At 42.3% G+C, this 20735-nt stretch carries 18 protein-coding genes and 1 pseudogene; 6 read left to right on the forward strand and 13 right to left on the reverse strand.

Features of this window, described 5'->3' with window-relative positions; genetic code table 11:
* Window positions 1-174 precede the first annotated feature (174 nt).
* The gene (locus CWC18_RS00060) at window positions 175-1167 is read right to left on the reverse strand and encodes a GlxA family transcriptional regulator (protein WP_138592099.1); all 993 of its coding nucleotides are present in this window, start codon (window positions 1165-1167) and stop codon (window positions 175-177) included.
* 116 nt (window positions 1168-1283) lie between these two features.
* On the opposite strand from CWC18_RS00060, the gene CWC18_RS00065 reads away from it, so the two are divergent.
* Window positions 1284-3182, forward strand: a complete 1899-nt coding sequence (locus CWC18_RS00065; protein ID WP_138592100.1) for a beta-ketoacyl synthase — start codon at window positions 1284-1286, stop codon at window positions 3180-3182.
* Between the two features lie 76 nt (window positions 3183-3258).
* Here the strand turns inward: CWC18_RS00065 and CWC18_RS00070 are convergent, their stop codons facing one another.
* The 3 genes from CWC18_RS00070 to CWC18_RS00080 form a co-directional block, all read right to left on the reverse strand.
* Window positions 3259-5229: a BCCT family transporter gene (locus CWC18_RS00070; RefSeq protein ID WP_138592101.1), complete on the reverse strand. Its 1971-nt coding sequence runs from the start codon at window positions 5227-5229 to the stop codon at window positions 3259-3261.
* A 205-nt stretch (window positions 5230-5434) separates the two neighbouring features.
* Window positions 5435-6280 carry an S-formylglutathione hydrolase gene (gene fghA / locus CWC18_RS00075; RefSeq protein ID WP_283235292.1) on the reverse strand — a complete coding sequence of 282 codons (846 nt, stop codon included), beginning with the start codon at window positions 6278-6280 and terminating at the stop codon, window positions 5435-5437.
* A 9-nt stretch (window positions 6281-6289) separates the two neighbouring features.
* Entirely contained in the window at window positions 6290-7411 is a 1122-nt protein-coding gene (locus tag CWC18_RS00080; protein WP_212747709.1) for an S-(hydroxymethyl)glutathione dehydrogenase/class III alcohol dehydrogenase, read from the reverse strand.
* 98 nt (window positions 7412-7509) lie between these two features.
* On the opposite strand from CWC18_RS00080, the gene CWC18_RS00085 reads away from it, so the two are divergent.
* The gene (locus tag CWC18_RS00085) at window positions 7510-8409 is read left to right on the forward strand and encodes a LysR family transcriptional regulator (protein WP_138592103.1); all 900 of its coding nucleotides are present in this window, start codon (window positions 7510-7512) and stop codon (window positions 8407-8409) included.
* Here the strand turns inward: CWC18_RS00085 and CWC18_RS00090 are convergent.
* Window positions 8333-10024, reverse strand: coding sequence for a SulP family inorganic anion transporter (locus CWC18_RS00090; protein WP_138592104.1), 1692 nt, complete (start codon window positions 10022-10024; stop codon window positions 8333-8335). The genes CWC18_RS00085 and CWC18_RS00090 overlap by 77 nt on opposite strands.
* Before the next feature lie 156 nt (window positions 10025-10180).
* Between CWC18_RS00090 and CWC18_RS00095 the strand changes: the two genes are divergently transcribed.
* Genes CWC18_RS00095 through CWC18_RS00105 form a run of 3 tightly spaced genes read left to right on the forward strand, consistent with a single transcriptional unit; the run spans window position 10181 to window position 13314 of the window.
* Window positions 10181-11392, forward strand: coding sequence for a lipoprotein-releasing ABC transporter permease subunit (locus CWC18_RS00095; RefSeq protein WP_138592105.1), 1212 nt, complete (start codon window positions 10181-10183; stop codon window positions 11390-11392).
* Complete coding sequence (gene lolD, locus CWC18_RS00100) at window positions 11385-12092, forward strand: lipoprotein-releasing ABC transporter ATP-binding protein LolD (protein ID WP_138592106.1); 708 nt, start codon at window positions 11385-11387, stop codon at window positions 12090-12092. The genes CWC18_RS00095 and lolD overlap by 8 nt, the downstream gene beginning before the upstream one ends.
* Complete coding sequence (locus tag CWC18_RS00105) at window positions 12085-13314, forward strand: lipoprotein-releasing ABC transporter permease subunit (protein WP_138592107.1); 1230 nt, start codon at window positions 12085-12087, stop codon at window positions 13312-13314. The genes lolD and CWC18_RS00105 overlap by 8 nt, the downstream gene beginning before the upstream one ends.
* A 55-nt stretch (window positions 13315-13369) precedes the next feature.
* Here CWC18_RS00105 and CWC18_RS00110 read toward each other — a convergent pair whose 3' ends face one another.
* Both CWC18_RS00110 and CWC18_RS00115 read right to left on the reverse strand, forming a co-directional pair.
* Window positions 13370-13657, reverse strand: coding sequence for an EAL domain-containing protein (locus CWC18_RS00110; RefSeq protein ID WP_171040992.1), 288 nt, complete (start codon window positions 13655-13657; stop codon window positions 13370-13372).
* Window positions 13658-13799: 142 nt separating this feature from the next.
* Entirely contained in the window at window positions 13800-14189 is a 390-nt protein-coding gene (locus CWC18_RS00115; protein ID WP_171040993.1) for an EAL domain-containing protein, read from the reverse strand.
* Window positions 14190-14453: 264 nt separating this feature from the next.
* Between CWC18_RS00115 and CWC18_RS00120 the strand changes: the two genes are divergently transcribed.
* Entirely contained in the window at window positions 14454-14891 is a 438-nt protein-coding gene (locus CWC18_RS00120; RefSeq protein WP_138592110.1) for a DUF4826 family protein, read from the forward strand.
* Here CWC18_RS00120 and CWC18_RS00125 read toward each other — a convergent pair.
* The 6 genes and pseudogenes from CWC18_RS00125 to CWC18_RS00150 all read right to left on the reverse strand — a co-directional run bounded on the left by CWC18_RS00125 (window position 14875) and on the right by CWC18_RS00150 (window position 20516).
* Window positions 14875-15333: a GNAT family N-acetyltransferase gene (locus CWC18_RS00125; protein ID WP_138592111.1), complete on the reverse strand. Its 459-nt coding sequence runs from the start codon at window positions 15331-15333 to the stop codon at window positions 14875-14877. The two genes, CWC18_RS00120 and CWC18_RS00125, sit on opposite strands and share 17 nt — an antisense overlap.
* A 139-nt stretch (window positions 15334-15472) precedes the next feature.
* Window positions 15473-16627 (reverse strand): cupin domain-containing protein, encoded by a 1155-nt coding sequence (locus CWC18_RS00130; protein ID WP_138592112.1) that lies wholly within the window; start codon window positions 16625-16627, stop codon window positions 15473-15475.
* Between the two features lie 63 nt (window positions 16628-16690).
* A complete protein-coding gene (gene purB, locus CWC18_RS00135; protein ID WP_138592113.1) occupies window positions 16691-18061 on the reverse strand; it encodes an adenylosuccinate lyase in 1371 nt (456 codons plus the stop codon).
* Window positions 18062-18095: 34 nt separating this feature from the next.
* A complete protein-coding gene (gene hflD / locus CWC18_RS00140) occupies window positions 18096-18698 on the reverse strand; it encodes a high frequency lysogenization protein HflD (RefSeq protein WP_138592114.1) in 603 nt (200 codons plus the stop codon).
* Window positions 18698-19807, reverse strand: a pseudogene (mnmA, locus tag CWC18_RS00145) (tRNA 2-thiouridine(34) synthase MnmA); the annotation flags it as partial. The gene hflD and the pseudogene mnmA, both read right to left, overlap by 1 nt.
* A 73-nt stretch (window positions 19808-19880) precedes the next feature.
* Window positions 19881-20516, reverse strand: coding sequence for a pseudouridine synthase (locus CWC18_RS00150; protein WP_138592116.1), 636 nt, complete (start codon window positions 20514-20516; stop codon window positions 19881-19883).
* Window positions 20517-20735: the final 219 nt, after the last annotated feature.

A 20735-nucleotide genomic window follows, 5' to 3' on the forward strand; every position in this document is an offset into this window, starting at 1 on the left:
AAAACTTACCTCCATGGGTTTTAATGGTTTTGATATAGAAAACAGTGAAAAATAGAATGCCAGTAACGACATCGCACCGGGCACGACACTTGGAAGTACTAACAATGATGATAGAGAAAGCAAACACCATCCAAGGTATTTCATAATATATGTCCTTGTTGTATTGCTGAACAATTATGAAAATAACTTTTTCCTTACGATTTTTCTATATTCGCTGGGGGTTTGCTGTAACCGAGTTTTGAAGATCCGCGTTAATAAACCTTGTGCACTGAAGCCAACAGAAACCGCAATATCCTGCAAAGATAAATTACTGTTTGCTAGAAGCTCCTTTGCGCTTTCTAAGCGAAGGACTTGTAAGTAGTCAGCAGCAGTTTGGCCTGTCGCGGCTTTAAAACGGCGATTAAAGGTCCGATAGCTCATATCAAATTGTTGAGCGACTTCTGCGAGTGTGATCTCATTGGCAAAATTGTGCTTCATCCAAAACTGTATCGCCGCAATTTGTTCATCAGGGTGTTTGTCGACAGCGCCTTCTAAATATCGTTGCTCTTCATAGGGTTTACGAATTTCATGAGAAAAGTTTTGTTGCACGTGATTGGCCGCTGCTGGACCATAAAGCTGAGAGATCAAATGCACAATGACATCAGCCAAGGCATTGAGGCTAGCCACTGTGTAGATGCGTTCTGATTGCGTTATGAAAAAATCGGGTTTCAAGACAACTTGAGGGTAATCACGTTGAAATTGCTTTGCGTAATGCCAGTGAGTAGTGGCAGGGTGAGTATTTAAAAGCCCTGACTCGGCCAAAAAGCAGACGCCGGTTCCAACCCCTATCAGGGTGCCACCTTGTTGCCAAGTCATGACTAGTTGCTTGGCGATATCATTATTTTTTCTGACAACAGGGCGAGGGTTACGCCATATGCTGGGCATAATGACGTAGTCTTGTTGAGCAAGTTTGGTCAAATCGCCATTGGGACTAAGCTGCATACCCAAGTTATTTTCAACCGATTGCTCATGTTGCGCCAGCCAATTGAGTTTTAAAGGAATGAATTTTTCTCCTAAATGTCTTTTGGCGTAGGCTTCACCAGCTCTGAGCATTTCAGCTGGAAGTGTGACACTGGTGAACAACATGTGCTCATATAAGGTAAATGCGATATTTATTTCTTGTTTCATCTGGACTGACCACCACAGTTTGGCGAATATTACACTTTATATGGCTAATATTATAAAATTTATATCTCACTTCCAACTAGAATCAAGACATTAGCAGTTATATAGATAAGAACATCATGACAGCATTACCAATTATCGTCGGTATGGGCGGTATTAACGCTTCTGGCCGTACCTCATTTCATCAAGGTTTTAGACGCATCGTTTTAGATAAGCTAGGGCAAAAAGCCCGTCAAGAGACGTTTTTAGGTCTTGCGACATTGATGAACTTAGCAAAATATGATGGCAAAGACCTTGTTACTAACGATGGTGAAATAATCTCAGCGTCAGATATTGAAGATAAGCTTGGTGATCAAATCAAAGCGGGTACCTTGATCCGCAAAATAGAAAAGAACCACTTTGATGTTGATGCGACGCATTGGCAGAAAAAGCTTGCGATCAAAGCTAACAGCGATGAAGGCTTGCGTTTTACTTGTCGTTTAAGAGATTTACCAAACCCAGTGCCATCATCTTGGCAGGTTAATGAAATCGATAACAAGACGGTCAATGTCATTGTGCCTGATCAACTCGATGTGAAACACGACAGTTACCGTGACAACCCAATTAAAGCTGCGGGTCAGTTTCCAACTGGCTTTGAGCCATCGACAATGTATAACAGCCGTTATCAACCTCGAGGTTTACAAGCCACTATATTCGCAGCGACTGATGCCATTCGTTCTACAGGGCTTAACTGGGAAGCCGTGATGAACAGCGTTGAGCCGGATAAAATTGGTACATATTCGGGTTCAATTGCCGGACAAATGAATGATGAAGGGTTTGGGGGGTTAGTGCGAAGCCGAATGAAAGGTGAGCGCGTGAGTACAAAGCAACTGGCATTGGGGTTAAACACCATGTCGACCGACTTTATCAATGCTTACGTTACAGGCAGTGTAGGGACTACTTTTACGGCTTCCGGCGCATGCGCCACATTTTTGTACAACTTACGTGCTGCGGTAAACGATATTCAAGCTGGCCGTACCCGTATTGCGGTAGTGGCAAGTGTAGAATGTGCTTTAACACCAGAGGTGATTGAAGGATTTGGTACCATGGGGGCGTTGGCTAATGAAGAAGGCTTGCGCAAACTGGATAATACCGACAGCGTTGACCATCGAAAAACCAGTCGTCCATTTGGTGATAACTGTGGTTTTACAATTGGGGAAGGTGCGCAAGTTGTAATTCTAATGGATGATGCTTTAGCAATCGAGCTCGGCGCGGAGATAATGGGCGCTGTTGTTGATGTATTTGTTAATGCCGATGGTGTTAAAAAGTCAATAACAGCGCCAGGTCCTGGTAACTATATTACCATGGCTAAATCGGTCGCCTTGGCTGAGCAAATAGCGGGAACAGAGGCACTGAAAGAGCGAAGCTTTATTTTAGCCCATGGCTCAAGTACACCTCAGAACCGAGTAACCGAATCTTTGATTTACCACAAAGTCGCTGAAGCATTTGCTATTAATGGCTGGAAAGTCGCTGCACCTAAAGCATTCGTAGGTCACACGATTGCCCCAGCAAGTGGCGATCAGCTAGCAATGGCATTAGGTGTATTCAGTCACAATATTATGCCTGGTATCACAACGATAGACAAAGTAGCTGATGACGTACACGCTGAGCACTTGGATATACGCAATGCACATTATGAGTGCCAGCCCATGGATATTGCCTTTGTTAACTCAAAGGGGTTTGGTGGAAACAATGCGACCGCGACGGTGTTTTCTCCGTCGTTGACAAAACAACTATTAAGTAAACGTTATGATGATAAAACATGGAACTGCTATGCCGACAGGTTAGTGCAAACAACGGCTATGCAACGTAACTATCAAAACGCGGCTGATTTAGGTCAGTACGAGCTTATTTATAAGTTTGGTAACGGCATGTTAGATGAAGCGGGTTTAAAAATAGAGACAGATAAATTGACGTTACCAGGCTTTAACAAAGCCGTTAAGCTCAATGTAAATAATCAATATGGTGATTTAAAGTAACCTTTAAAAAGCTATGTTAAGCAAAGCAGGGCGCTCATTTAGAGCGCCTTTTTGTTGATTGGAATAAAACGATAAATTAACGAACTGTGTGTAAAAAGTGCATGTGTTTATGGTATTGGTCAACAATATCGTTGATCACCGCTTCTTTTGACCAGCCCATAACATCGTAGTCTTGGCCACCTTCACGTAAATGGACTTCAGCCCGATAATACTTTTCTTCACTATCGTCATCATCTTCTTCTACGTAGCTTGGCTTATCGGATGCTCTGCGGCGGACTTCATATTTAAAGTCTAATTCTTCACCAAGCAGTACCAGTAAGCTGATCCGACCGAGCTTTTCATCTTGATCAACTTGCGTTTCAATATTGTGTTGATTGAGCTCACTAGCAACTGAATTGATAGCGGCTGACGCAGCATTGTTAATGAACTTATTGACGTTTGGCTTATTTGGGAAGTCTACTATGTTACCTAATCGTTCTTGCCAACTACTCGCAGTATTACAATTTGCTGGAGCGACAGGGGCAACGTTCATTTGTAAGCTTTCCCGTTTTGCAGCATCAACTCTGAGTGCTTTTATTAAGCCCCAAGTTGCGATCAATAAGATCACAGCGAAAGGCAATGCACTGGCTATCGTCATGGTCTGTAAAGCCCCCAATCCGCCAGCTACAAGTAATACAGCAGCAACCACGCCTTCACCACCAGCCCAATAAATACGCTGCCAAAGAGGGGTGTTGTTATTACCGTTAGAACATAACATATCAACAACCATTGAGCCTGAGTCTGATGAGGTAACAAAGAAGATGATCACCATTAAAGTGGCAACAAAAGATAACACGCCGGACAAGGGGAATTGCTCCAGAAAAACAAAAATAGAGACCGCCACATCTTTTGACACGGCTTCTCCTAGGCTTGCAATACCTTGATTCATAATCAAATCGATGGCTGAATTACCAAAGAAAGTCATCCACATTAAGGTGAAACCGGTTGGAATAAATAACACACCCATCGCGAACTCTCGAATGGTCCGCCCGCGTGAAACTCGCGCAATAAAGAGACCAACAAAGGGCGCCCATGACATCCACCAACCCCAATATAGGATTGTCCAGCCACCTAACCATTCAGTCTTTTCATAGGCAAACAAGTTAAAGGTATTACGCACTATGTCTGCGGTGTACGCACCTACATTTTGTACAAATGCTTGAAGTAAATAGATGGTTGGGCCTAATATTAAAACAAATAACAGCATAAGCACTGCCAAGCCCATATTCAGCTCAGATAAACGACGGATCCCTTTATCAAGGCCCGTGGTGACTGATAATATTGCTAATCCTGTCACTAAAGCAATGAGCACGACTTGAGTGTTTAATCCAACAGGGACGTCAAATAAATAGTTTAAACCAGAGTTAACTTGTAATACGCCGTAACCCAGAGAGGTTGCCACACCAAAGACGGTGCCTATCACAGCAAAAATATCAACCGCATGACCAATCGGACCGTAGATTTTATCGCCGATCAATGGGTAGAGTGCAGAACGAAGCGTGAGAGGTAATCCATGTCGATAACTGAAAAAAGCCAAAATTAAAGCAACAATGGCGTAAATCGCCCAGGCATGTAACCCCCAGTGGAAAAAGGTAATTTTCATGGCTTCTCGGGCAGCTTCAACGCTTCCTGATTCGGCAACTGGCGGTGAAAGAAAGTGCATTACCGGCTCTGCTACACCAAAAAACATTAAGCCAATTCCCATGCCTGCTGAGAAGAGCATAGCGAACCATGTTGTGTGGCTGTAATCTGGTGTTGAATGGTCTGGACCCAGTTTGATGTTACCAAACCGAGAGAGTCCCAAGTATGCCACTGTGATAAGTATAATGGCGACTGTTAAGACATAAAACCAGCTTGCGGTATGCACAATACTGGCTTGTAGAGATTGAAATAAAGCATCTGCGGTTTTGGGCATAAATGCGGTAAAAATGACCAGTAAAATGATCAAACCTGACGCACAGTAGAAAACCGGTGGATTCAACTTTGCTTTGACGTCATGTTCAGACATAGTGTTCCCCGTGTGTATTACTGACAGGCTCTGCAGTGTGTTGTGAGAGCCTAATAAGGATAAATCTTTAAGATAAAACAACTTGAGATAATAGCACAGATACCAATAAAAAATATCAATGTAACTATGAATGAGTAATTAGAAATTCAAAGTAAAAGAGTACACGTACAGACTGTACTCTTTTTATGACTACTTTTTTGTAATGTTAGGCAAAATATTTAGCATGAAACGCTAAATGCTGATCTATAAAGCTGGCGATAAAGAAATAGCTATGATCATAGCCGTCATGTTGCTCGAATTGCAGCGGGTAATTGTGCGCCTCTGCTGCTTTTTGCAAGTGCCATGGTTGTAATTGCTCATCGAGAAAGTTGTCGGCACTACCTTGGCTCACCAGCATCGGCCGTGCAGTCATGTATTGCTTATTCTGCATTAGCAATACCGCATCGTGATCTTCCCATTGAGACTTGTCATTACCTAAATAACCAGTAAAGGCTTTAATACCCCAAGGGCAACGCATAGGGTGCACAATAGGGCTGAATGCAGAGATACTGCTATAGCGATCGCTGTTTTTAAGGCCTAAAGTAAGCGCACCATGGCCACCCATAGAGTGTCCGCTGATGGCTCTTTGCGTAGTAACAGGAAAGTGGCTTTCGATGATTTCTGGCAATTCTTTAACGATGTAATCATACATTTGGTAATGCTTATCGAAAGGGGCTTGCGTCGCATTCAGATAAAAACCAGCACCTAAGCCAAAATCGTAACTTTTTTCATTGTCGTCAGGGATTAACTCACCTCTAGGGCTGGTATCTGGGGCGACAATGGCAATACCTAGTGCATTAGCCGCTTTAAAGGCACCTGCTTTTTGCATAAAGTTTTCATCGGTGCAGGTGAGGCCTGACAACCAATAAAGAACGGGGACTTTTTTCACTGAACTTGCAATATCAGGTAAAAATATTGCAAAAGTCATTTCACAGTCGGTTGTTTGGCTCGCATGGCGATAACGCTTATGCCAACCGCCAGCGACTTTATTGTTGGCGACAAGTTCCATAATTAGTCCTTATTAAAAATGCACGACTGAACGTATGCTTTTACCAGCATGCATCAGATCAAACGCATCATTGATGCCATTTAAGTCCATTGTGTGGGTAATAAAGTCGTTGAGTTGAAATTCACCAGCCATATAACGTTCAACTATGTCAGGCAGTTCAGAACGGCCTTTAACCCCTCCAAATGCACTGCCACGCCAAACGCGTCCTGTCACAAGTTGAAATGGACGTGTTGAAATTTCTTGTCCGGCGCCTGCCACACCAATGACTACTGACTCGCCCCAGCCTTTGTGGCAACACTCTAGTGCAGAGCGCATCACATCGACGTTACCAATGCATTCGAATGAGAAGTCAACGCCTCCGTCTGTCATGTCTACAATGACTTCCTGAATTGGCTTATCATGGTTTTTTGGGTTGACCAGATCTGTTGCGCCTAATTTCGTGGCAAGCTCGAATTTATCTTCATTGACATCAATACCAATAATGCGTTTAGCACCGGCCATCGCTGCCCCAATGATGGCTGAAAGCCCAATACCACCAAGACCGAAAATGGCAACAGTATCGCCAGCTTGTACTTTGGCGGTGTTCATTACAGCGCCCATACCGGTTGTAACGCCACAGCCTAGTAAGCAAATTTCTTCAAGAGGTGCCTCAGGGTTTACTTTGGCTAACGATATTTCAGGTAGTACGGTAAACTCCGAGAACGTTGATGTGCCCATATAATGATAAATTGGCTCACCGTCTTTATAAAAACGGGTAGTGCCATCAGGCATTAGGCCTTTACCTTGGGTTTCGCGAATTTTTTGGCACAAGTTAGTTTTACCTGATGTACAGAACTTACACTCCCCACATTCCGGTGTATATAAAGGAATAACATGATCGCCAATCGCAACACTCGTTACGCCTTCACCGATAGCTTCGACAATACCTGCACCTTCGTGACCTAAAATAGCCGGGAAGACGCCTTCGGGATCATCACCCGACAAGGTAAATGCATCGGTATGGCACACCCCTGAAGCGATGATTTTCACCAATACTTCACCTGCTTTTGGCATCATAACATCGACTTCTTCAATACTCAGTGGTTGACCGGGTCCCCAAGCGATTGCGGCTTTAGATTTTATAAACTCTGACATAATTACTTCCATCTATTTTGATCTTACAAACAGTATAATTACTTTATTATTTTTGATAATCTTTAATTATAAGAAAATACTTTTACAGATTTGTAATAATGGACAGATGGGTTGGCATTGATGAATTTGTGGCCGTAGCGAGCAGTGGATCTTTCACGCAAGCTGCTAAATTACTGGATACATCGGTTGCACAAGTAAGTCGAAGAGTAAAAGAGTTAGAGCAACGGTTAGATCATCAACTCTTAACGCGTACCACACGCAAATTGGCGTTAACACAAGAGGGGGAGGTGTTTTTAACACATGCGCGCCATTTGCAGCATGCATACGATGACGCAGCACTTGCGTTACGCCAGCGAGATCAGCAACCGACCGGTACCCTCAAGCTGACAGCCCCAGTTATGTATGGAGAGCGCTATATTATGCCTGTCGTTCATGACTTTATGGCGAAATACCCCAAAGTAAAAGTTGAAATGCATCTCTCAAATGAGCAACTCGACTTGGTGGCAATGGGGTTTGATATTGCTATTCGGTTAGGTCATCTAAAGGACTCAAGTTTAAAGGCGCGCAGGTTATCGTGGCGCAATACTTTGGTGTGTGCCTCTGCGACTTACTTAAGTCATTATGGGCAGCCACACAGTTTGAGTGAACTATCAGAACATACTTGTTTGGTCGGCAACAGCAGTTATTGGCGCTTTTTTGATAAAAATAAAGAGCGTAATATCAAAGTAACAGGTCCTTTGAGCTGTAACAGTGGCTGGGCGCTGTTAGATGCTGCTTGTAAAGGATTAGGATTAACTCAACTCCCGCACTATTACGTTGAGAAAGCGATTTGTGCAGGAGAACTCGTTGAGGTGTTATCTAGTTTTAAGCCAAAAAGTGAAGGGATCTGGGCGGTCTATCCGCCCAGACAATATATGCCAACTAGCTTACGTTTACTGCTTGACCATTTGGCTGAACATTTTGATCAGCGAGGTTCATCGCAGCTAACGCCTGATTAAGTGAATCTTCACGGCTGTCACAAAATGCATCTGCGCCGAGCTTTTCACGGATATTGAAGCGATGTAGCCTGTCACAGGTTTCTTTATTAGGTGAAAAGATATAAACCTTACAATTGGCGTCTAACGCATCCTTAATGGCGTTTTCTAGCGCCAAACTCACGGTCACATCAAGCATTGCCACGTCGCTTAAATCTAACACCATTGCTTGATATTTATTGATGTCCCTATGTTGACGTGCGATTGCTTTTGAGACACTGAATATCATGGGGCCAGATAAGTAAAAATATAGTATCTGACCTTTAGCTTTTTCGAATAAGAGACGTTCAGAGTCACTCATTGGTACATCGCCATCAGTATCACTGATGGCTTTAACTTGCTCTGCTTGAACTTGGCTGAGGCGCTCGATAACAATAATGTTAGAGATAAATACACCGAGTCCTACCGCGACAATTAAATCAACAAATACAGTTAATAGCATCACCCCGTACATGATAGCCATCTGCATTAAGCTGAGCTTGTGGGCGCGTTGGATAAAACTCCAATCGAGGATATTAAATCCAACATATACTGCGATACCGGCTAAAACAGCCATGGGGATCGGTTCAGTTAGACTGCCAGCAACAAATACGACCGCCATTAAAATCAGCGCCCGAAAAATACCGGCGAGCGGAGAACGTGCGCCTACTTGCACGTTAACCACGGTGCCCATGGTGGCACCTGCCCCAGGCAGTGCACCGAATAGGCCAGATATCATGTTTGCAATACCTTGACCACGTAGTTCTTTATCTGAATCATGTTCTGTTCGCGTTAAACTGTCACCAATGACGGCAGTTAACAAGGTATCAATGCAGCCCAGCGTGCCTAAAACAAGTGCATCAATGACCATCTCAGTAAAGAGCTCACTGGTAAATGTAGGCCACACAATAGAAGGCAGGCCACTGGGTATTTCGCCAATACGTCGAATACTGTCAGTATCAAATATGATGATAGAAAGTAGCGTGATTGCAACTAATGCAACTAATTGGGCTGGGACATATTGACGATATTTTTTTGGCAGATAAAACAAAATACCTAATGTTAAAATACCGAGAAATAATTCTGAAAAGTGGATGTTGAGCAGCAGCTCAGGAAGTGCTTCGAGCGTGCCAATGACGCCACCCAAAGGCGCCTTGTGACCAAGTAAAGGCGCTAATTGTAATATGATAAGAATAACGCCAATACCTGACATAAATCCTGATATGACACTGTAGGGCATGAGAGTGACATACTTACCTAATTTAAGGGTTCCAAGCAGTATTTGAAATGCCCCAGCCATCATCACGACAGTAAAACCCATCGCTAACCCAGTTTCGGGGTAATTGGCCATCATGGTGGTCAAAACGGCTGTCATGATAACAGTCATCGGACCTGTAGGTTCAGAGATCAGAGATGTGGAGCCGCCAAATAGGGCAGCAAAGAGGCCGACAAGGATCGCGCCCCACATACCAGCTTCAGCGCCAGCGCCAGAGGCGACACCGAACGCTAATGCCAGTGGCAGAGAAATTATCGCAGTGGTCACACCACCGAATAAATCTCCTTTTAAATTCATGTGTTTAAATCGAGATAAAGACAACATTGGACTTCCATACCGCGAGATTTCACGCATTTTACACTAATTTGTTCCTTTAACTATCAGAACTTCAATATTTTTTACAATTTGCCGCGTACCCAAGCGATATAGCTTTGTGGTAGTATCCCTAACTATTAGTCTTGGAAGTAGTTATAATTAACCATGTTTCAACCAGTTAGCCTCTTTGTCGGGTTACGATATGCCAAAGCAGCAAAGGGAAATGCCTTTATTTCTTTCATCTCATTTTTTTCTATCGCAGGTATTGCGCTAGGCTTAATGTCGTTGATCACTGTGAGCTCTGTGATGAATGGGTTTGAGCAGTCTTTAAAAAGTGCGATGCTTGACTTAATCCCCCATGTGCAATTGAAAACACACAACGCCGCTAATGCTGATACAGAAAAATTACTCAAACAGTTAAACAGTCACCCCTTGGTTGAACGCGTACAACCGTACATCACCTCTGATGTGATATTACAGACCAATCAAGAATTAATGGGCGTGCGTTTACAAGGGCTTTTTTCTGGATACGATAATGCGGTCAGCAAACACATAGAATTAGGTCATCTTAAAACGATCGATAAGCAAAAATACCAATTGGTGATCAGCCGATACCTAGCCAATAAACTCGGTGTTGGGGTCGGTGATAAGCTCCGTGTTATGTTACCAGAAGTAACCAGTTATACTCCATTAGGGCGGGTGCCAATGCAGCGCCTTTTTACGGTCGCAGCCTTATATAATTCAAAAAGTGAAGCAGATATGCACTTGGCTTTTGCTGACGGTAAGAGCTTGATGCGCTTAATGAGACGCAATGATACACATGCATTCGATATTAGTATCACATTAAAAGATGCCTTTGCATTACAACCCTTTTATACCGCAACTGCCAGCAGTTACGCAGAATATGAAAAAGATGATTGGCAAACGCAACAAGGCGCGTTGTTTGCCGCTGTTGCTATGGAAAAGCGTGTTATGTCGATGCTATTAGGATTAATTGTCATTGTAGCGGTGTTTAATATTTTGTCGGCTTTATCAATGATGGTGAGAGAAAAGCAAGGAGAAGTTGCCATTTTACAAACCTTAGGGTTTACACCAACTATGATCGCGCGGGTGTTTATGGTGCAAGGTCTATACAATGGGTTAGTTGGAACTATTATTGGCACAGCCCTGGGTTTAATCGTAGCAAGTAACATTAACATCATACTTGACTCTTTAGGCTTATCTTTATTGGGCGGAGCAAAACTTCCCGTCTTATTTTCACCATTTGGTTTAGGCTCGATGGCCATCGCAAGTATTGCGATGAGTTTTGTGGCGACATTATACCCTGCAAAAAAAGCAGCTAACGTTTTACCCGCTGAGGTTTTAAGATATGAGTAATTTAGTAATTGAATGCAAACAGTTGGGCAAATCGTACCAAGATGGGAAGAACCAAGTTGAGGTTTTAAAAGGCGTTAATTTATCCGTCACCCAAGGTGAAATGCTGGCCATTGTAGGCAGCTCTGGATCCGGTAAAAGTACATTGCTACATATTTTAGGGACTCTCGATAAAGCATCGAGTGGTAGCGTGAAAATCAAAGGCGAAGAAGTTGCCGCCTTGTCTCGTAACAACCAAGCCGAATTTAGAAATCAATATTTAGGGTTTATTTATCAGTTTCATCATTTATTAATGGAGTTTACCGCATTAGAAAATGTTGCGATGCCGCTTCTTATCAAGGGAGTTAACAAACAGCAAGCAAAGGTTACTGCAACCGATATGCTCGATAAAGTAGGGCTTGCACACAGGGCTGATCACAAACCATCAGAATTATCTGGTGGGGAGCGCCAGCGTGTTGCGATTGCACGGGCACTGGTAACTAAACCCGCTTTAGTTTTAGCTGATGAGCCTACGGGTAATTTAGATAAACATAATGCCATGAAGATATATGAGCTTTTATCGCGATTAAATAAAGAATTACAAACCAGTTTCGTGGTGGTGACACATGATTTGGACCTCGCAGCCAAGTTAGGTCGCAGTGTGCAACTCGATGATGGGGTACTGTCAGAGGCTACGGTTAAACCCGGAGCAGAACATGCTTAGTCTTTATTTAAGTAAGCGGTTTCGTCAATCTAAGCAAAAAATTGGCTTTGTGAGTCTATTAAGCAAAGCATCAACCTTAGGTGTGATGTTAGGCGTCGCAGTACTTATCATTGCATTATCAGTGATTAATGGTTTTGAACAGCAGTTGGAAGAGCGATTGCTGTCGGTTGTGCCACAAGTGAGCTATCAAGCGCCGTATGATCCTATTGATGATTGGCAAGTTAAAGTTTCACTGCTTAATCAACATCCTCGGATTGTTGCAGCTGCCCCAGAAATTAATTTAACAGCAATGGTGCAGTTCAAAGGGCAACTCAAAGCTGCACAACTCAAAGGTGTACAGCCAAGTATTCACACTGAGGTTTCTTCGGTATCACGCTATATTCAAGGTGGCAACTTAGATGAATTAGCGCCTGGCAGTTTGATTTTAGGTAATCGTATCGCTGAACGTTTAAATTTGAATATTGGTGATAAAGTATCCCTTCTTGTCGCAAATAAACATGCTAAACAGCCTTTGGCTGCACCAAAGCGTATGAGTACCACTTTAATTGGTGTGGTTAACATGGGGGGCCCCATTGATGAGTCTATTGCATTGGTTAATTTGGCTGATTTACAAAGTGCGCTGGGGTTGAAGCCAAATCAAACGACGGGGCTCAGAGCCAAAGTGCAAGACGTGTTCGACGCCCATCAAATAGCGATGACAGCGGGGAGCCGTTTGCCTGATTTAGTCTATGTAAATAGTTGGTTCAGGACCCAAGGAAGTTTATATCAGGATATTCAGATGGTACGTACCATTGTGTTTTTAGTGGTGTTTTTGATAATTGCGGTTGCCAGTTTTAATATTGTTTCCTCGATGGTAATGGAAGTAAAAGAAAAACAAGCCAATATAGCGATCCTGAAAACCATGGGGGCCAAAGACCGCACAATATTTGCAACTTTTGCGATGCAAGGTGTTGGTTATGCACTCATTGGCGCTCTATTTGGTACCGTCATTGGGGTGCTACTTGCGATTAATCTACCAGATTTATTTAATGCTATATTTAGTCAATCGGGTAGTAACCCATTGGCAGGTGTATATTTTGTTGAGTTTTTACCCTCGAAGTTAGTTTGGTCTGATATTCTTATCACGCTCGGTGTGACATTTATTTTAGCTGTGCTAGCGAGTGTTTACCCCGCTTGGCAAGCGACTAAGACGGAGCCTGCATCTGTATTAGGCAACAGTTAACTCCCGTTTTTGATAACTTTTCAGCAGTTTATAATTTGGTAGGCTGCTACTTTATTTATGGATCAAAGTGTAAATAGCTAGATTTATCCGCAACCACATAACAGATGAATTCCTCTAAGGAGAGTGGCTTGTTGTAATGGTAACCTTGAATATAATCGATGCTCTTGGTTTTGGCATAGATCATCTGCTCCATGTCTTCAACATTTTCTGCCACAATTGGCTTATCTAGGTTTTTAGCTAACGACACAATAGAATTAAACACGGATTGCAGACGGTCATCTTTAACCCCGTTAGTTACAAATGAACAGTCAATTTTTATCTCATTAAGGTTTAGCTTACACAAGTTACTTAAATTGGAAATCCGATACCAACGTCATCGAGAGAAATAATAAACCCTTGGCGCTAGAGTGACATAAATACTTCGTTTACATAGTCAAAATAATCTATTAGTGCTGATTAGGCTTGCTCTAATTTAATTTCATTGGTCAGAGGTGATACTCGGCTAAAACAGAGAGTAGCTTCTTCTCAAAATTCATGTCTAATATTTCAATGACGCTAATATTGATTAAGAAGGGATAAAACCCATAAATAATTGCCTCAGTATCAAGTTCACTGAGCAGACGCCTTATTTGCGAAAGGGGAAAAAGGGTGAATTTATTTCCCCAGGACTTCCAATAATCGGGATAAATGTAGCAGGTGATACCGTTTCCGCCCATACTCCAACGCATAAGGCACTCAGCACCAATTAAACACTCTGTACTGGTATCGTGTATTGGTTGAAAGACGATATGAACGTCGTTTTGCATTTCTTGCTTGTAGTTATTGTTAGCAGAAATCTGCTTATACATTTTGCTTAAAGAAATGTCCGATACCATAATAATGCCTACAACTATCCAACTTAACGCACTTATCCGAGCTAATAAAAAACAGCGATACAACGACAACATGACTTAAATATTGCAGTAAATCAGGTTTTAGCATAATTAAGGCCGAGAGTGTTAATAATACCTATAAGCCCAGTAAAGTATAAATATTGTGCAAAATGAAATTCTGTTAAATATATGGTGCCGTTTTTGGTTGCAAGTAACTAGCCAAACCCTTACATTAATGTCACTAAATTAGCATTAAGAAGTAATACTATGAGCGAACAACAGCAACCTGAGCTAACAGAAGAACAAAAGCAGCAACGAGACATTCAGTGGCAAAGAGAGTGTTTCCAAAATGCTCAAAAGCATTTAGCCGAAAAAGGTATCATTCCAAATGCTGTTATTGATAAAGACAGTCGGTTTTTAGCGCCTGCATGTGCTGTATGGAAAATGAAAGCGCAAAATGGTAAGACGTATTGGGTTATAACGGGCCAGTTACCAACTGATCATGTTGAAGTTGTTGCAGCAACGACCGCTCGTGCTGCGATAAAACACTTTTCATATCAGTGGCAATTAAAAGCGGATGCTATTTTAGCCAATGCGGGTCATGATCAATCGCAAGCTCAATTTGCTAACTTACTGATTAATCGTGCCCATGGTTTGTATGACATAGCTGAAAATGACCAGTTATGGGTTAATGAAGCATCGTAAATAGGTCGGTTTTAAATGAGGAAATAGGGCACTTGAGCTTTTGTCTTGGGATCCCTGCCTCCATAAACACACAGCCTTGTTTTAGAAAACCATTTTCAACAAAACTGGGAACTTCTTGTAACACACAATTGACGTATATATCATGTAAACCTTTTTCCTTAGCTAAGTGAACGAGATAATTTAACAGGGAGCTATAAGCTGAGCGATTTCGATGGGCTTGAAGAAGGGCTATTCGACTTATTAAACCGTCAGGACATAATCGACCTGTGCCCACTGGTTCGTGTTGGTCATCACTAATAATGACATGCTCCGAGTGTGAGTCTAATCCATCAAATTCAACTTCCATTGGCATATGAAATTCATAGACAAAGACGCGCTCTCTTATTTGCTTTAATTGCTTTTGGGTTTGGTACCAATTGACTCTGTCGACGTGATAATTCATGGTTCCTCCGCAAAGTACAAAAACAATGGCTTTAGCCTGCTTACTGAGTGCGAACAGCTACGCTAATCTACCGTGGTAGATTAGCTAAACTCAAGAGCAGGGGAAACCTTTGATCTGTATACAACGACGTACTACTAGATCAGTCATCTTCTTGTAAGAAATATGTTCCTTCATTAAATAGTTTAGTTAACATTTGTGCAAATTCAATACACTTTAGTGAATCTTCTATTTCAGAGCCTAAAAAGTGAGGTAAATCAGTTAGTAATTTAATGGACTCTAAGTGTTTTTCCGCCAGAGAATAATTCTCTCCGTTAACACTTATTACTATCGACTCAGGCAAAACTTGATACATGGCACGAACACCACCCGCACGTTCTATTACCTCGTTGGAGCTGACGTACATCGCGAGGTCTTGAGTTGATAAAGGAGGGTCAAGTGGCGCTAGATCCATATCATGTTTGGGTTGACTGAGCATGGCACCAAGCCACTGTTTTAGCTGCTCAGGGTCGTTTAGTGTATCTTGCATAAGAGCTTGAATCTGCACAACCTCTTGAGCCGTTAGTTCGCCTTTTGAGTCACGAATAGACAACGTTGGATCAGAATAACGCGTGAGACCTTTCTCTGAGTCAATTAAGTGGTCAGCAAAACCTGACAAGAAATCTTTCTGATCTGGGGCCCTAAATCCAACAGAGTAATTTAACGCATTTTCTAGTGCATAGCCTTCATGGGGGCACCCTGGCGGGATATATAAAATATCGCCAGGTTCTAGCACGGCATCAATAGTGGCATCAAATTGCTCCACTTGAAGCAGGCTTTTATTTTGCGCAAATTGTTTGAGGTTTACATCAGGCAAACCGACACGCCAGTGACGTTTACCTTGGCCTTGAATAATAAACACGTCATATTGATCTAAGTGTGGTCCAACACCACCATGAGGTGTCGAGTAGCTGACCATCAAATCATCAATGCGCCAATTAGGTATAAACCTGAATGGTTCTAGTAGCTTCGCAGCGATAGGGTGCCAGTGGTCAACGGCTTGAACAAGCAGGGTACTGTGCTGCTCTGTTAACTTACTGAAGTCTTCGAATGGCCCATGATAAGATTGCCAATCATTTTTATGATTAGTGATTAAACGTGACTCTATGCTCTCTTCCATTGCGAGCCCTGCAAGCTCTTCAGGCTCAATAGGATCTTCAAAGTCAGTAAAGCCACCTTTGATCAGTAAAGGACGTTTTTGCCAATATTGTGAGAGAAACTCGGCGTGGCTCAGTTGATTAATTGTCAATTCGTACATGGTATTTCCATAAAAAAAGCGAAAGAGGAACTCTTTCGCTTTAAAATTTAACTTACGAGCGAGTTATACAAGTTCGTCAATAAATGCTTCGGCACGACCAATGTAGTTTGCTGGTGCCATGAGCTTCATTTCAGCTTTAGCATGATCAGGCAGTTCTAAACTATCGATAAACTCAGCCATGATCTCTTGATTAACACGCTTGCCGCGAGTAAGCTCTTTAAGCTTTTCATAGGGTTTTTCAATACCGTATTTACGCATAACGGTTTGAATAGGCTCAGCAAGCAATTCCCAGTTTTGGTCTAGTTCTTCCAGTAAACGGTCAGCGTTAACTTCAAGTTTACTAACACCTTTAAGTGTTGCTTGGTATGCAATTAGCGTATAACCCATACCCACACCTAGGTTACGTAGCACGGTAGAGTCCGTTAAGTCACGTTGCCAACGAGATACTGGTAATTTTTGCGCAAGGTGCGAGAAAATAGCGTTTGCTAAGCCTAAGTTACCTTCTGAGTTTTCGAAGTCAATCGGGTTAACTTTATGTGGCATAGTTGATGAACCAATTTCACCAGCAATGGTTTTTTGCTTAAAGTGATTGAGTGCAATGTAGCCCCATGCATCACGATCAAAATCAAGCAAAATAGTATTAAAGCGCGCTACAGCATCAAAAAGCTCTGCAATGTAATCATGCGGTTCAATTTGAGTTGTGAAGGCATTCCATGTTAAACCTAGGCTTGTAACAAACTGCTCAGCATGTTCATGCCAGTTATACTCTGGGTATGCGCTCAGGTGCGCGTTGTAGTTACCTACAGCACCATTAGCTTTACCTAGTATAGAGACGGCTGCAATTTGATCACGCTGGCGTTGTAAACGCACGTACACGTTTGCAAACTCTTTACCCATGGTAGAGGGAGACGCAGGTTGACCGTGCGTACGAGTCATCATTGGGATTGAACGGTATTCAATTGCCTTTTCTTTGATTGCAGCAAGTAGCTTGTCGCAATAAGGTAACAAAACTTCATCACGCGCTTCTGTAAGCATAAGACCGTGAGATAAGTTGTTGATATCTTCAGATGTACATGCAAAATGAATGAATTCATTTACGGCATGTAACTCAGCGTTATCAGCTACTTTTTCTTTTAGTAAATACTCAACGGCTTTAACATCATGGTTAGTTGTGCGCTCAATTTCTTTTACGCGTGCTGCATCAGCTTCACTAAAATTTGTAACTATGCTGTCTAGAAGCGCATTTGCTTCATCACTAAAAGCAGGTACTTCTGCAATACCTTCAGCTTTAGCTAAAGCTTGCAACCAGCGTACTTCAACCGTTACACGGTACTTAATTAAGCCAAACTCACTGAAGATGCTTCTAAGCTCAGCAGTTTTACTGCCGTAGCGACCATCTACTGGAGAGATAGCGGTCAACGCTGAAAGCTCCATAATTTCTCCTAAACTAATTGGTTTTGAACGATATTTAAATTCTACTTTGTGCTTCGGCGATAATTTTCTTTTTACCAAAGAAAAACTGACGGCGTTTACCGCCTAGTTGTCGCCAAAGCACTGCGCTGCGTATACCGGCTAAAAGCAACGCTCTAATTTTTTGTTGGATCCCAGGCTGTTTTAATAGTTCCGGTTTACCAAAAATCTGAATTTTTTGACCCAAAGGGCTTAATACTTCACTGTAGATGTCGGCAAATACAGCAATAATGGTGTTGTCACACACATCAAAATGCTGTAACTGGCGTTCAACATCTTTTAGACGTCGTGCTAACTCATCCAACGCTTGGCTATTGTTTGCTAAAGCTCTTTCTAATTGCATTAAACTGCCAACGTACTTCACCATTTCAACATCTTTATCACCAGCTGGGGTTAATTGCTCAACCAAGGTGCGATACCCTGATTTTAGAGCAGAGCTGTCTTCATAAACATCCGATGGGTTATTGGGTGAAAGGTTGACAATACTTTTTAGAAAACTTTCAACTTCGGGTTCAGAAAACTGGCCATATTTCGATGCTTTTTGAACCAGTTTTGTGATCTGACACATTGCCGCTAAAGGCATTACATATTCAGTGGCCATTATTTGATCACCGAGTCGATAATACCACCGCCTAAACAGACATCATTTAAATAGAATACTGCTGATTGGCCCGGCGTTACGGCTTTTTGTGGTTCGTCGAATAATACGCGAGCAAATCCATCTTGACCCACTAGTAAGGTACAGGCGATATCAGTTTGACGATAGCGTGTTTTGACAGTACAGCGTAACGTTCCTTTAGGACCTTCGCGGTCTACCCAATGCAGTTGATCCGCATTTAAGCCATTACTAAATAGGCGAGGGTGATCTTTACCTTGGCCAACGACTAATACATTGCGTGCAATATCTTTGCCTACAACGTACCAAGGTTCTCCGTTGCCTTCTTTCATACCGCCAATTAATAAGCCTTTACGTTGGCCTAATGTGTGATACATCAACCCTTCGTGGTCGCCAACTTCTAAACCGTCAGTGTCTTCAATCTTACCAGGCTGTGCTGGTAAAAACTTTTGTAAAAAGTCTTTGAATTTACGCTCACCGATGAAGCAAATTCCCGTACTGTCTTTTTTGTCATGGGTGATTAAGTCTTGCTCTTCAGCGATACGACGTACTTCAGGTTTTTCAATTTCGCCAACAGGGAAGAGTGTCTGTGCGATATGTTCGTGACTTAACGTGTACAAGAAGTAACTTTGATCTTTGTTGTCATCAAGTCCGCGACACATAACAAACTTTCCATCACGCTGTTCACGTTGCACATAATGCCCAGTTGCAATATAGTCTGCGCCAAGTGCTTGTGCGGCAAATTCTAAAAATGCTTTAAATTTGATTTCTTTGTTACACATAATATCGGGATTAGGAGTACGGCCCGCTTTGTATTCTTCGAGGAAATATTCAAATACGTTGTCCCAATATTCAGCGGCAAAATTAACAGTATGAAGCTCGATACCGAGTTTATCGCACACAGCCTGCGCGTCTTTTAAATCCTCGGCAGCAGCACAATATTCATCATTGTCATCTTCTTCCCAGTTTTTCATGAACAGGCCTTCAACTTGATACCCCTGTTCTTTTAAAAGGTAAGCTGAAACTGAAGAATCAACACCGCCGGACATACCAACGATGACTTTAATGTGACTATTATCGCTCATAATTTTTGCTGTAAATCTATGTGATTTCGAAAGGCCGTGATTATAGCATGCAAATGCGGGTGGCTAAAAGTCGAGATGAAATTCATCGGCTAGTTATCACTTTATATTGTCCGTTTTCTAACCCGCCGAGCGAATATTGGCCAATTTTGTAGCGTATTAATCGCAGTGTAGGATGGCCAATATGGGCAGTCATTCTTCGAACCTGCCTATTTTTTCCTTCATTAATTGTCACACTTAACCATGTGGTTGGAATATTGGCACGTTCGCGTATTGGCGGGTTACGTGGCCAAATATTTGGCTCAGCAATGATTTTCACTTTTGCAGGGCGAGTTAAACCATCTTTGAGTTCGACACCTGAGCATAACGCATCAAGGCTTTTTTGCTCTGGTACACCTTCAACTTGAACCCAGTAGGTTTTATCGGTTTTTTTACTAGGATCTGTCAGTGTATGCTGTAATTTACCGCAATTCGTTAGCAGTAATAACCCTTCACTGTCCCTATCAAGTCGACCTGCAGCATAGACGTCCTTCTCTTTTATATACTGTGCGAGGGTTTCTCGGTTTTGATCATCGGTGAACTGACATAACACATCAAATGGCTTATTAAATAAAACAATTTTGACATCTTCTGGTGCAACTTTGGGCTTGGTTGATTTTCTGTGGTTTGTTCTTGAGAGCTTTGAAGTATGCCGAGCTGGCGACTTTGCTTTGTATACCATTGTTGTACCCGGGTGCATAAAATTAAGGTCAGATTATAGCAATTGTCTCGACGTGATGCTCCTATTTTATAGGATGAACAGCGCAATGAATCACAAGTATGTACACCTTATGTGATGTGAGGTAATTAAGGGGATGGTGAGTGGGTTTCTATATGGATAACGTTTCGATAGTGAGTTAGACGACAAAAAAGGGTAGCCAAAGCTTAATGCCAGTCAGTT

It is taken from the genome of Pseudoalteromonas aurantia (assembly GCF_005886875.1).
GTDB classification, from domain to species: Bacteria; Pseudomonadota; Gammaproteobacteria; order Enterobacterales; family Alteromonadaceae; genus Pseudoalteromonas; species Pseudoalteromonas aurantia_A.